The organism is Candidatus Thiodiazotropha endolucinida (assembly GCF_001715975.1).
In the GTDB taxonomy this organism is placed as follows: domain Bacteria; phylum Pseudomonadota; class Gammaproteobacteria; order Chromatiales; family Chromatiaceae; genus Thiodiazotropha; species Thiodiazotropha endolucinida.
On sequence record NZ_MARB01000029.1, the window covers coordinates 11,258 to 23,967 of the forward strand.

Sequence of the window (12,710 nt, forward strand, 5' to 3'; positions counted from 1 at the left end):
GTTAAATACCTGGCGAGAAGAACGATGGCTTTGATATGTTCAGTAGAAGTGTCTACTTTAAAATTGCATAAAACCTAAGCACAGTAATTTATAATACTGCCGCTATCGGCCATCTAGAGACCTTTGGTCTGTTATGATCAATGTTCACTTTATTAGATCGGAGCGGTGCGTAGTGAGCTCACCCGCACTGAAATAAATATTCTCATCTCACTATATTTCAGGTTATTTTCAGACATCGGATATTCATAATTTATAAGATTGAGGTACTATTCTTTATTGTCTACAGAGTCACTCTCTAGAGGTGGGTACAACACGAAGCGTTACAGATTCCCCATCTCTTATCACGGTCATCTCTGTCTCTTTGCCTGCCTTCAATCCGGCCAGTGCGTTCATGAAATCGTGAATCGTCTCAATCTTTACACCGGCGAGCCCCACCAGGATATCGCCGTTTTGGATACCTGCCTTTTCGGCCGGTGCATTTTTCACCGCACCCTGCAGCTTAACCCCTTTGATTGCTTCGTCCTGGCCATACGCGGGTATAGTGCCCAGATAGGCACGTAGGTGTTTTCTCGATAGGCCGCTATCCTTTCGTGCGACTTCCAGATAATCGGGTTCTGTTTCTGATCGCGCCAGGGATCGGGTGATACCCATCATCAATTGTGCGACCTTTTGCATGCCTTCGTAGTTGAGCTGGTCGGGTTTATCCCTCGGGGTCGAGTAGTCCTCATGGGCGCCTGTAAAGGCATTCAGAATTGGGACGCCTTTCATATAGAAGGGGGTCGAGTCCGTCGGTAGGTAGGGGTCTGCTTTGGTCGCAATGGCAAGGCCCACCGGTACATTCCTCCGTTCTATCTCGCGTGACCAGGTATTGCTCGAACCGGTTCCTTGCAGATAGAGTTTCTCCCGCAGGTGACCAATCATATCCATATTGAGATAGGCGCTGACCTTGCCGCTCAGCATACCGCCTTCAGACAGCTGATCGACGAAGTGGGCCGATCCGAGGGTGCCGAGCTCTTCACCCGACCAGGCCGAAAACAGAATGTCGCGTTGACTTCCCAGTTTGCCTGACTTTTTCAAGCCTGCGAGATATTGGGCACTCTCCAGCAGGGCGGCCACACCGGATGCATTGTCGTCCGCTCCATAGTGGATCTTGCCTCGCTCATCCTCCCTAGCGAGGGAACCCGATATCTCACCATGCCCAAGATGGTCCAGGTGGGCTCCCAGAATTACCGGAGCTTTCTGTGAGGGTGTATCAGCAGTCAGTCTGGCAATCACGTTACGCCCCCGACTTTTTTCCCGGATGATCGCAAGATTGGCGGAAAGGGCGATACCGGGTATATTGAAACCTTCAACCGATTCCCCTTTGTCGAGTTCACGCTGCAGTTCTGCCAGGTCCCTATCGGCAACAGCCAGGATACGTGATGCCAGCTCATCGCTGATCGAGATGGCTGCAAGGGAGCTGCTTGCGCTCTTTGCATCCATCTCGAGGTCCACCAATTGTTGTTTTGCTTCGGCCTCAGGGCCGGTTACCACAATCAGTCCCAGCGCGCCTCGTCGTTTGGCGACAGAGGCTTTGTAGGCCAAGTCGGAATAGTGAAGCAGATGACGCCTCCAATCCGCGGGTACCGACTCCGGTTGATATCGAAATACCATAACCCACTTGCCTTCTACCTCCAGATTACCATAGGAGTCGTAGTCAGGTACTTCATCCAGCCCTGGTGCGTCAACGCCATAACCGGCAAAGACAATGTCCGATTTTACGACTTGCCCACTACGGCTTATTGCCAAAGGGAGCCAATCCTGATGCAGCCGGATCGATTGGGTGTCGTTCAGGCCGGAGAATTCAAGGCTGTTTCCATCACCCAAAGCAGCGCCCGCGGTAAATGAGAAGGATTGAAAGAATCCATCATTGCCTGCCGGTTCAAGCCCCAGTTGGCGGAATGCTGAAGCGACATAATCTGTTGCGCGTAACTCACCTTCGGTGCCGGTGAGTCTGCCTTGCATCTCGTCACTGCTGAGTTGCATGACATGTTGGCGCAGATCATGGCTGCTGATGGTATCGGAAGTCGTTGTCAGGTTGGCGGAGGATGCCCCATGTTTCTCATAACCGCCCTGATCATCAAGGCCTAACAGGCGGCGGGCTTCTTGATCGTTCCAATCGGCAAGAAAGATCTGACTGGTTTTGTCGGTTCCGCGTTTCGATGTCCATGATAGTCGCTTGCCATCCGGCGAGAATACAGGCAGTCCGTCAAAACCCATGCTATGAGTGACGCGGACCGGCTTGTGACTACCTTGTGCATCCACTAAGTAGAGTTCGAAATTGGCGAAACCCTCCTGGTTGGAGGCAAAGATCAGATAGTCGCCGCCGGGATGAAAGAAGGGCGCCCAGGACATGACGCCTGTATGGGTGAGCTGCCGTTCTTCACCACTGGCAAGATCCATGGTGAATATTTCAGCCTGGCTGCCATCCACGGAGAAACGGCGCCAGGTGATTTTGCCGCCGTCGAAGCTGAAAAAGGGACCGCCGTCATAACCCGGTGAATCGGTCAATTGGCGTACATCAGAACCGTCGGCGTTCATCAGATAGAGATCCATCAGGAACGATTTGTCGTGTTCGAAGAGCTTCTTTTCCGTCTCACTCATCTCACCCGCATATGCCTGCCTGTTGGAGGCAAAGACAATCTGCCGGCCGTCGGGAGAGTAAGCGGCCTCCGCATCATAGCCAACGGTGTGCGTCAGATTTTTGCGTTGTCCCGTGGCGACTTCCTGTTCGTAGATATCGAAATGCTGATCATAGTCCCAACTGTAGCGGCGCTGCTGGCCGGAGGCTCTGAAATCCAGTTCCTGCTGCATCTTGCTGTGGGCATCGGGATCGTCATGAGTGGATGCATATAGCACCTTATCATTGGAAGGGTGTATCCAGGCGCAGGTGGTTTTGCCGTAACCTGCGGATATGCGTTCCACATCGCCGCTCTCCAGGTCCATCAGGTAGATCTGGTAAAACGGATTGGCATCGTCACGCTCTGATTGAAAAATCATGCGACTGCCATCGGCGCTGAAATATCCCTCACCGGCCCGCCGGCCTTCAAAGGTCAGCTGACGTATATTGGATAGCAGACGCATTTCAGATGCCACGGGCGTATCGGCATACAGGGGGAATACGGCATAGACTGATAACAGATAGGCTGCTGTGATCAGACCCTTCGACATCGCTGGACTCCTTACTCTTTTCCCAAGTGCTGAATATTGCAATTTAACAGATACCGGCATATCAAGGAGCATACCGGGAGTGTGGTATTTTTTCACACCCCATGTATGCAACGCTTAACTATCGCATTCCCGTACCAACACCCAAAATTACTGCATATAAAACTATACGGAGGCGAAGAAATGGGTGATTACACACTGGGTGCAAGAGGATCGCGATTCAATCTGGGTAATTATCAATTGCGGCTCGACCCCGAGATCGAAGCGCAAATGGCGCAGATGAGGGCAGGTACTCTACCACTACGGATTCAGCGCCTGTTTCTTCAACCCAATTGGCGTAACTTTGACCGTAACCTGCTTAACTACATATTGTTGCAGAGACCCGTTACAACAGCGAACTCGAGACAACCGGCTCCAGGACCGGCAGTACCCAGGCCGGGGCAGGTGGGTGATGTGTTGCGTGCTGTATGGTCACTCCCGGCGGTGCAACAGGCTGCCAATCGACTCTTGCAGGATAGCCAGCGAAGGCTGAGAAGAGAGTGGAATCAAGGTGGTGTCGGCAATCAGATCATGATGGTGACCGCAGCGGCCACCTTAGCAGGCACATCCCTGACCGCACTGCTTGTCAATCCACAAACGAGAGAACTTGTGCTGGATTTTGTCAACAGACGCGATATTCCCGTACCGGGTGTCCGGGGTTTGACAATACAGATGAGGGGGCGAGGTCGTGGCGCGGGATTAGGGATGCGCAATATTGGAGGGACCGGGTTGAGTGTCCGTGGTGGTGCATCCCATTCTGCTGCAACGGGGAACGTGGACTGGGACATTGGGATTACCCTCGATCTAACTCAACTGGTCCCGGACTTGCGGTGATGCCCCTCGATGGGGGGCATACGCGGGTTACTGTCATGCGTACAAATAGCACTTAATGGAATGTAGTTGCAAGCATTAGGGCTTCTGTCCGAACTAGGCTATCCGCCGTCACGACGTCAATACCAAACATGGGGAGATTTTAACGTATCCACTCCAGTGAACACTTCATCACGATGAACTGAGCGTAGTGTCTGGTCCTTGATATGGCATGTTTTACTCTGCTTATAGCAAATAATAATTAATAAAAACAGATAGATACGCATATTGTACCAAGGTACAATAGCAGATTTGCACCATCCCTTTAATAATTCCTCTAACTCAATAGGTGATTTCTCGTAGTTGCCTGGAAATAGAATTCAGTTTTTCTATAGAGGGATATATGGCTACTAATACTGTATCGGCAAGTGGAAAGGAAATTGGTTTCGTACGCCAGGTGATCGGCGAGGTCAAGGCGACAGCAAGTGATGGCGTCGTGCGTACCCTACAGGTGGGTGATCTGGTATTTGCCGACGAGCTGATCGAAACAGGAGGCTTGAGCAGTATCGAGATTGTCTTCAATGACGGCGGCAACCTGTCATTAGGGCGTAATTCACAGGGCCTGCTCGATGCCGATGTCTATGAGACCGTCACGCCAGAGGACGGATCGGAATATGCTGCGTCAATCGATGCCATTCAACAGGCAATTCTGTTGGGCGAAGATCCGGCCGCGATACAGGAAGCACCGGCAGCAGGGTCTGGCGAAGCTGCTGGTAACGAAGGTACAAGCTTCGTCACTGTGGAACGGACAGGCGCCCAAACAACACCGGAGAGTGGATTCGAGACTGAGGGGCTGACGTTAAGTATCAGCGACGGCGAAGATCTCGCTTCCTTAAACGCACCGCCAATCGCCGAAGACGATGAAGCGGTCATCGATGAAGATACGCCAATCAACATCTCGGTGCTCGGAAACGACAGGGACCCGAGTGGTGATCCGATCAGCGTGGTGGAAGTGACCCAGGGTGTACACGGCAGTGTCAGCATCGATACCGTGACCGGAAACCCGGTATATACGCCGAACCCCAACTACAATGGCAGCGACAGCTTCACCTACACTATCAGTGACGGAGCTGGCGGTTTGGATACCGCTACGGTGACTGTGGCAATCGATCCAGTCAACGATGCGCCAGTTGCCAGCACCATCAGTGTCGAGCCTGACGGCACCACCCTGCCTGATCCCAACTCAGTGGGTGCCGGGAATTACGAACATACCATTCCCGAAGATACATCCGTTTCCGGTCTTGTGATGGCCACCGACGTGGATGGTGACATACTGGTTTATACCCAGAACAGCAATCCATCGCACGGAACTGCGGTGGTCAATCCTGACGGCAGCTATACCTATACTCCCGACCAGGACTATAACGGTAACGACTCATTCGAAGTGCTGGTAGACGATGGCAACGGTGGTACTGCCATAGCTACGGTCTACATCATCATCACCCCGGTGCAGGATCCGTCGCTGATCACGGCGGGATCGGGTAGCGTGACAGAAGACACCATACTGTCCACATCCGGACAACTGGCGATAAGCGATGCGGATGGTCCGCAAGATGAAGCCTTTACTCCACAGAGCAATGTTGCAGGCGCGCATGGCACTTTTTCGATCGATGGCAACGGCAACTGGCGATACAACCTGAACAACAGTGACCCGGCAGTACAGGCTTTGGATGCCGGCGAGCGCATTACTGAAGTATTCACGGTCACGGGTGTCGATGGTACACCTTCAACTGTAACGGTGATGATCAACGGTGTGAATGAGAACAGTCCTCCGAATGCACTGAATGACAGTGTCAGCACCCGTGAGGATACACCCGTCACGTTTCATGTCCTGGGCAACGACAGCGATCCGGATGCCGATCCGTTGACCGTGACAGGCTTCACTCAGCCAGCCAATGGCACGCTGACGCAGCTGTCGAACGGTACATTCGAATACACTCCAGATCTAAACTTTTTCGGGGTAGATGCCTTTACATACACCATCACCGATGGTGTAACGGGCTCGGCTACAGCCAGGGTTAACATCAATGTGGGAGGTGTTGCGGAGTCACCGACAGCGGCAGATGATTCTGCAGCGAGTCCAGTACTAGGCGCACCGATCATTGTGGATGTCCTATCCAACGACAGCGATCCGGACGGCAACTTGGATCCGTCCAGCGTACAGATCGTGGGCAGTGCCAATCCGGGCGATTCACTAGCGGTCCCGGGTGAAGGTACCTGGACTGTAAATCCGACTTCCGGTGCAATCATGTTCACGCCGGAATCAGGCTTTAACAGCGATCCGACACCGATTGAGTACATCGTGTCGGATAATGAGGGCAATCCCTCTAATCCGGCGACAGTCACGGTTTCCTATGGTGATGGACCCGTAGCCGGAAACGATGCCAGCAGCGGTAATATGATCAATATGCCGGTCACCGTCGATGTATTGATCAACGACAGCGATCCGGACGGCAGCTTGGATCCGTCCAGCGTACAGATCGTTGGCACAGCCAATCCGGGTGATCCACTCCCGGTTCCAGGCGAAGGTGCCTGGACAGTGAATGCGACCACCGGTGCGATCACCTTCACACCGGAATCGGGCTTTCGCAACGATCCGAACCCGATCAGCTATACGGTTGACGATAACGATGGCAATACCTCGAACACCGCTACCGTCACGATTGACTACACTAGCCCTCCTGTGGCCACGGATGACGGCGCCGCTACATTTGAAGATACCCCTATTGCAGTAGATGCGCTGAGCGGTTTGTTGAGCAATGACACGGATCCGGACGGTGAGAGTTTTAATCTCACCCAGTTTGAGGTGGGTGGTTTGACTTATGCCGCCGGGGATACAGCGACAATTGCAGGTGTTGGCTCATTACAGATCAATGCTGATGGCAGTTACAGTTTCAGTCCGACAACCCATTACAGCGGTATAGCGCCGCCGGTGAACTACACAATCGTCGATGGTTCCGGGGATACAGCCAGTGCAACGTTGACTTTGGAGACTATCGCCGTAGCCGATACACCCAACTTGATTGTTACTTCGGACTCGTTTTCCAATACAGCTGACTTTGAGTCCGTAAATCTAGGTTCCAGGAGTTGGGGAGCGGTGGATCACGCTTCAGTTGGTGGTGGTATATGGGATACGGCAAATAGCGGTGGTCTGGTAGAAGTAGGTATGGAGTTTGTGTATTTACGCAATGGTGTGCGTGACAACCAGGTTATCGAACTGGAGCATAGACGGGGAGATACAAGCAACTTCTTCACTGATCTGGCCGTGAATGAAGGGGAGGTCTACACCCTGAACTTTGACTATGCCGCGCGGGCGGGCGCATTTACGCATTCGGCTATCGAGCTGTTTTGGGAAGGGAACCTTATCGCAACGCTCGATACCCGGGTTGCTGCGCTGCAATCATTCAACTTCAATCTCTTGGCTTCCGCAACAGGCAATGTGCGCCTTGAGTTTCGTGCAGTCGATACAAACAGCGTCGGTGGGTTACTGGATAACATTTCGCTCAATCTCCAGCAGAATACGGGCTATGAGAACCAGCCGATTAATTTACCCGAGCTGATGGGAACGCTCATAGACATGGACGGTTCGGAAACGCTCACCTTTTCAATCAGTGGTATTCCTGCCGATTCCATACTGACCGATGGTGTACATGCCTTTCCTGCAGCGCCTGGGGTGTCGACCGTTGATGTTACCGGTTGGAATCTGGACAATCTGCAGCTTACTCCACCCACGGGATTCAATGGGGGGCTGACGCTGGAATACCGGGCAACCGCAACGGAAGCATCGAATGGCAGCCAGGCTACACGGGCTGAAGATGTGCAACTCACCATTCTGCCGGCGAATGGCGGTCCGGTGGTGGATCCAGATGATCGAATTCTGTTTGACGCCACGAGCGCACTGATCGATGGTGGCGATGGTAACGACACCCTGCTGGTGCCCGGTAACGATGATCTTGACTTCAGCAATGTCAATACAATCAGAAATATGGAACAGATCGATCTCACAGCAGGTGATCATGCCATTACCAACCTGAGTGCCGCTGATGTCGTGGATATGACGGATGAAGACAATCTGCTTAAGATTTTGGGTGATTCTTCTGACAGTGTTGAACTATCCAGTGATTGGCATGAAACAGGGAACTCCCATACTCACAATGGTCATGTATTTGCCGAATATCTCAATACGCAAGGTAGTGCGGTATTGTTGATTGAAGATCAAGTGAACGTGACGATCATGTAGAGCAGGTGGTTTTGTACACGCAGTATTTCCAGGGATGCAGATCCTAACGAATTGAGAGGCGATTTCCGCTTGGCTACCATATAGCGGCTGGGGCATACGCCTTGTACAGAGAGATTCGGTAAAGCTTTCACCGGCCGAAGGCAGACCGCGATGACTAGGGCGCAGCACATGCCCCCCGGACAGGGGGCATTCCATACTTTTATATGAAAAGATTGACGTTAGCCTTCATTGCCCGAGGCAGAAAGCTGGCGGCACCGACCCACTCCTCGATTTCGGAGATGAAATCATCCTTACCGTAATCGAAGAGATCCACGGTCATCTGGCAGGCAACCAACTTGACCTCCGACTCGATGCACATTTCACGTAGCTGTTCTATGCTGGCGATACCTTTATTGTCCATAGTCTTTTTCATCAGGCCTGTCGCCATCGACTCAAATCCCCGCATAAGGGTCATGACCGAGGTCGGCATGGGTAGCGCCTTGCCCTTGATCCAGTTGGGTCCCTCGGGCAGTTTCATCGGCATGGCCGGATTGCCAAGGGGTGTCACCTTGAGATCCAGATCCTGCTTCAGCAGGTTCAAACCGTAAAAGGTAAAAAAGATGGAGACATCCCAACCCAGCGCAGCCGCCGTTGAGGCGAGGATGAAGGGTGGGTAGGCCATATCGAGGGTTCCCTTGGTGGCGATGATCGTCATCGAGGGGATATGCGCCGCCTCCCGTTCCGCCATCTTCTCCTCGAAACGCTGATCAAACCAGCTGTTCAGGTCTTTGGTGGGAATATCGATCTGTGATGCTGTGTTGCTCATGCTAGCCTCCTGTCAGGAATTTCAGACCTTGCGGATTCTAAAAAAGAAACCATTCTCGAGCTGTTCACTGGAGACCATCTCGTGACCAGTCTGGCTGCAAAATGAGTCCAGATCCTTTACTGAACCGGGGTCGGTTGAAGTGACTTCAAGAATATCTCCCGCTGCAAGTGCGGCGATCGCCTTTTTGGTCTTCAGGATCGGCAGGGGACAGTTAAGGCCTCTTGCATCGAGGGTGTGTATGTTCTCACTCATGACATTGCTCCTTTACAACAAGTGGACGAGAAAGTACAAGATGACCGGTCGGTCAAGTTATATATAAAAAAATATCAGTTAGTTTGCCTGTGCTCTATCCGTATGCTTTTGATAGCCGGACCCAGTGACCTCACCACATCCGGATCGTTGCGTGTCTTGGCGAGAAGAATCACACCTTCCAGGTAGGCCAACATGGCGGTTGCCGTGGCCTCCGTGTCCAGGGGGGGGATCTCGCCGTTCTCAACCGCTTCCTCAAGGGCCTGGTGAAAACGGGCGCTGGCCTTGTTGAAGACGGCATTAAGCCTGGCCCTGATCACCTCGTCGCGGGTGCTGATCTCAAGTGCCAGGTTGCCAAACAGGCAGCCGGGCATGCGGCCTTCCAAGTTCTTTGCCGCCTTCTGCCAGAAGTAGACTGCATCCACCATGTAATCGAGTCGTTCGAGAGGTGGAAGTGCCTCGTCAAATGCCTCGGCGACGAAGCCGTGTGCCCAGTCGTCAGCCATGCTGTCGATGACCGCCATCGCCAGGTCTCGTTTGGAGGGGAAGAAGTGATAGAAGCTCCCTTTCTGTACCTTGGCCAGGGTGCAGATCTCCTTGATGCCCACATCCGCATAGCTGCGGCCGTGAAACAGGTCACGGGCTGTGGCCAGGATACGCTCTTTGGTGTCGGGGGTGATACTCATGATCACTCAGTATATTAGACCGGTCGGTCAAGTCAAGTCTTTGTATTGATCAATTGGCCGCTATTCTTCCGATCCGTACCCATACAATCTAACTCTCCAGTTTGTAAAACCCGGAATTAAAATGGGGTTATATATAACAATTTTCATCTAGTCTCTTGTTAATCGGAACTTTTCAGTCAACCCTATTTCGAACTGGTAACTTCAACTGACAATAGACATCAGCTTCCCTGCCTGGTATGCGCGCATTCATTCGAAAAACAGTATTGGTGCTACTGGTTCTGTCACTGAACCTGATTCCCTTCCGGGGCGTTATGGCAGGACCACTCCTGGCAATCGATGACGGATCGTCTCATGAAGGAATGGCTCACGACCCACACTCTGCAGAAGCTGTTGTCGGAAACATGTCCGATGATAATTGCCATCTTGGTCAATTGAGCAGCGATGGAGGCTGTTGCACTGGTGATGCCTGTTCCCTCAGCCATTGCGCATCGACAGCCTATCTTGTCCCTTCACAATTGATCGACCTCTCTATTACTGCAAGTGCTGTTCAAGCGATATTCATCGACCAGTCAATACTTCAGCAAGCTGACTCTCCGCCCTTCAGACCACCACGTCTCTGATTCCGCCGCATTCTGACACCGGTTTCGCAGTGTCTTAACGAAAACATCGAAGATTGATAATGCAAAACAGCGCTTGTGTGTTGCTGAATTGCAGAGGAATTAGTCGCAATGAGAAGAGATTTAGACAGGTTACTGAATGAGGGTGTCAATTTACATCGTCGCAGGTTTGTCACCGGCCTCTCTTTGGGGGGTGCAGCGCTGGGATTGCAGCCATTCGGTTTATTGGCGGGTAGAGGGAATGAACCGGGTAGCACAACACTGCAGGGTAGGGTATTTAACCTGACCATTTCTCAAACTGCGGTGAACTTTACCGGCAGTGCACGTGTCGCTACGACAGTGAACGGTAGCTTGCCGGCACCGGTATTGCGTTGGCGGGAAGGCGATCAGGTCACCTTGAACATCACCAATCTGCTGCCGGAAACCAGTTCCATCCATTGGCACGGGATTATCCTGCCGAGCGCCATGGATGGGGTACCCGGTATCTCAACCGGTTTCAATGGCATCCGTCCCGGTGAGACTTTCAGCTATCGGTTTGACGTCAAACAGAGCGGTACCTATTGGTATCACAGTCACTCCGGTTTTCAGGAACAGACCGGTCTTTATGGCGCAATCATCGTCGATCCTAAAGAACCCGAGCCTTACGCCTATGACCGGGATTATGTGGTGCTACTGTCGGACTGGACAGACGAAGATCCCAACGATGTTTATGCGAAGCTGAAAAAGTTGAGCCACTACTACAATAACAACGAGCGCACCCATGGGGATCTAATGCGAGACCTGGAGCAAAAGGGTTTGAGCACTACCTGGAACGAGCGCAAGATGTGGGGCGAGATGCGCATGAGCCAGCGGGATCTCTCCGATGTCACAGGCTTTACCTATACCTACCTGATGAACGGGAAAAATCCGGCGGATGGGTGGATCGGATTGTTCAAACCCAAGGAGAAGATCCGTCTCAGGTTCATCAATGCATCGGCCATGACTTTTTTTGATCTGCGCATACCGGGATTGAAAATGACCGTGATCGCAGCAGACGGTCAGAATGTTGAACCGGTTACGGTTGATGAAATCCGCCTCGGTGTAGCAGAAACCTACGATGTATTGGTGGAACCGGCCGATAACGCCGCCTATACAATCTTTGCCCAGGATATCGCCCGCAGCGGTTATGCCCGGGGGACGCTTACACCCCACTTGTCGATGACCGCACACATCCCTTCGCTGGATAAGGTGGCCAACCTGGAGCATCGCGATATGGGCATGAGTATGCATCATCATATGGATCATGGCATGCCAGATGCGGGGCATAGTCAGCCCAACATGCCTGCCACTATGGATCATAGTCAACACAATATGCCAGGGGCCATGGATCATAGCCAACATACAATGACAGACCGCATCAAGCAGATGGCGCCCAATTCGTCCGACTTCAGCACCGGCCCCGTTAATCATGCGGCGACGGAATATGGGCCCCATGTGGATATGTTATCGGAGGACCCCCAATATCGACTGGATGATCCCGGTGTCGGCCTGAGGAACAACGGCCGCCGGGTATTGACTTATGCCGATCTGCGCAGCCTGCACACGACCAGGGGGCATCCTGATCCGGACCGGGAGATAGAGCTCCACCTGACCGGGAATATGGCTCGCTATATGTGGTCGATCAACGGTGTCAAACATGCTGACGCTGAGCCATTGCGATGGAAACTGGGGGAGCGGCTTCGTATAAACTTTGTCAACGACACAATGATGAATCATCCAATGCACCTGCATGGCATGTGGAGTGATCTGGAGAGTGGAGACAACTATTTCCTGCCTCGTAAACACACGGTAATCGTCCAGCCGGGATCTCGCATCAGTTATCGGGTCAGTGTGGATGCAGAAGGTGGATGGGCTTATCACTGCCATCTGCTTTATCACATGCTCGGCATGTTTCGCACGGTTATCGTGAGCTGAGTGGGGGCTATGCAATGAATAAAAAAGTGACGTTCTTTTCAAGT

8 protein-coding genes are annotated in these 12,710 nt (G+C 52.4%); 3 read left to right on the top strand and 5 right to left on the bottom strand.

What is annotated here, in order from left to right; all coding sequences use genetic code 11:
• Positions 1-288 precede the first annotated feature (288 nt).
• The gene (locus CODIS_RS18105; protein ID WP_069127843.1) at positions 289-3,210 is read right to left on the bottom strand and encodes a M28 family peptidase; all 2,922 of its coding nucleotides are present in this window, start codon (positions 3,208-3,210) and stop codon (positions 289-291) included.
• A gap of 180 nt (positions 3,211-3,390) precedes the next feature.
• Here CODIS_RS18105 and CODIS_RS18110 point away from each other — a divergent pair, with 180 nt between their 5' ends.
• Together CODIS_RS18110 and CODIS_RS18115 are read left to right on the top strand one after the other, a co-directional pair.
• The gene (locus CODIS_RS18110; RefSeq protein ID WP_069127846.1) at positions 3,391-4,080 is read left to right on the top strand and encodes a hypothetical protein; all 690 of its coding nucleotides are present in this window, start codon (positions 3,391-3,393) and stop codon (positions 4,078-4,080) included.
• A gap of 379 nt (positions 4,081-4,459) precedes the next feature.
• On the top strand, positions 4,460-8,356 hold the full coding sequence (locus CODIS_RS18115; RefSeq protein WP_069127848.1) for a retention module-containing protein: 3,897 nt from the start codon (positions 4,460-4,462) through the stop codon (positions 8,354-8,356).
• Between the two features lie 199 nt (positions 8,357-8,555).
• Here the strand turns inward: CODIS_RS18115 and dsrE2 are convergent, their stop codons facing one another.
• From dsrE2 to CODIS_RS21060, 4 genes are all read right to left on the bottom strand, one after another.
• Positions 8,556-9,083, bottom strand: a complete 528-nt coding sequence (dsrE2, locus tag CODIS_RS18120; protein WP_154723200.1) for a sulfur carrier protein DsrE2 — start codon at positions 9,081-9,083, stop codon at positions 8,556-8,558.
• Positions 9,084-9,182: 99 nt separating this feature from the next.
• Positions 9,183-9,413, bottom strand: a complete 231-nt coding sequence (locus CODIS_RS18125) for a sulfurtransferase TusA family protein (protein WP_069127851.1) — start codon at positions 9,411-9,413, stop codon at positions 9,183-9,185.
• Between the two features lie 74 nt (positions 9,414-9,487).
• Positions 9,488-10,096: a TetR/AcrR family transcriptional regulator gene (locus tag CODIS_RS18130; protein WP_069127854.1), complete on the bottom strand. Its 609-nt coding sequence runs from the start codon at positions 10,094-10,096 to the stop codon at positions 9,488-9,490.
• 281 nt (positions 10,097-10,377) lie between these two features.
• Positions 10,378-10,578: a hypothetical protein gene (locus tag CODIS_RS21060; protein WP_154723197.1), complete on the bottom strand. Its 201-nt coding sequence runs from the start codon at positions 10,576-10,578 to the stop codon at positions 10,378-10,380.
• Between the two features lie 246 nt (positions 10,579-10,824).
• On the opposite strand from CODIS_RS21060, the gene CODIS_RS18135 reads away from it, so the two are divergent.
• A complete protein-coding gene (locus CODIS_RS18135; protein ID WP_069127857.1) occupies positions 10,825-12,666 on the top strand; it encodes a copper resistance system multicopper oxidase in 1,842 nt (613 codons plus the stop codon).
• The last annotated feature ends 44 nt before the right edge of the window (positions 12,667-12,710 follow it).

Excerpts from the sequence above, each read along its gene's own strand:
- CODIS_RS18135 (WP_069127857.1), top strand. The coding sequence starts at position 10,825 with ATGAGAAGAGATTTAGACAGGTTACTGAATGAGGGTGTCAATTTACAT.
- dsrE2 (WP_154723200.1), bottom strand. The coding sequence starts at position 9,083 with ATGGCGGAACGGGAGGCGGCGCATATCCCCTCGATGACGATCATCGCC.
- CODIS_RS18130 (WP_069127854.1), bottom strand. The coding sequence starts at position 10,096 with ATGAGTATCACCCCCGACACCAAAGAGCGTATCCTGGCCACAGCCCGT.
- CODIS_RS18110 (WP_069127846.1), top strand. The coding sequence starts at position 3,391 with ATGGGTGATTACACACTGGGTGCAAGAGGATCGCGATTCAATCTGGGT.
- CODIS_RS18115 (WP_069127848.1), top strand. The coding sequence starts at position 4,460 with ATGGCTACTAATACTGTATCGGCAAGTGGAAAGGAAATTGGTTTCGTA.
- CODIS_RS21060 (WP_154723197.1), bottom strand. The coding sequence starts at position 10,578 with ATGGCTGAGGGAACAGGCATCACCAGTGCAACAGCCTCCATCGCTGCT.
- CODIS_RS18125 (WP_069127851.1), bottom strand. The coding sequence starts at position 9,413 with ATGAGTGAGAACATACACACCCTCGATGCAAGAGGCCTTAACTGTCCC.
- CODIS_RS18105 (WP_069127843.1), bottom strand. The coding sequence starts at position 3,210 with ATGTCGAAGGGTCTGATCACAGCAGCCTATCTGTTATCAGTCTATGCC.